Annotated in this window: 1 protein-coding gene; it reads right to left on the bottom strand. The window is 59.0% G+C overall.

Features of this window, described 5'->3' with window-relative positions:
• The coding region (locus tag HPY23_RS29940) for a hypothetical protein (RefSeq protein WP_210346971.1) at window positions 1-422 on the bottom strand (422 nt) is incomplete at its 3' end.
• Between the last annotated feature and the right edge of the window lie 22 nt (window positions 423-444).

Below are 444 nucleotides of genomic sequence, written 5' to 3'. Positions count from 1 at the left end.
GCCCGACCGATTTCCTGCCAGTACGCTCCGGTGAAGACGAGCGTGAGCGACGAGCCTTGCGTGGTCGTAAAGTTTACTCCGCCCTTCAGGTGGATGCGGGAGTTGTTCACGATGGTGCTGTTCGCGTTCTGGCCGATGATGGTGATCTGCCGACCGGCTTCAGCATTCGTGAAATCGGTATACATTGTTGCCGAACTATCCGCCGCGAGGAAAAACCTCTGGAACCACGCGCCCACGTTGGCGCTGCCGCCGCCAGTCAGCGGGATAAACCACTGATCGGCCCCGGCCTGCACCGGGTTGTTGTTGCGGCTGATCGTGTTGAGGCCGATCCTCTTCTGCCATCCCTGGACCGTCGCGACCGCAGCATTGTCGAAAACCGTATTGGTCGTTCCGATGTTGCCGAAGTCGAAGTTCCAATCCATGCGATAGAAGCGATTGGCGGAC

The organism is Methylobacterium ajmalii, assembly GCF_016613415.1.
GTDB classification, from domain to species: domain Bacteria; phylum Pseudomonadota; class Alphaproteobacteria; order Rhizobiales; family Beijerinckiaceae; genus Methylobacterium; species Methylobacterium ajmalii.
The sequence above is the reverse complement of the archived record's forward strand: the minus strand, read 5'-3'. Positions and strand labels throughout refer to the sequence as shown.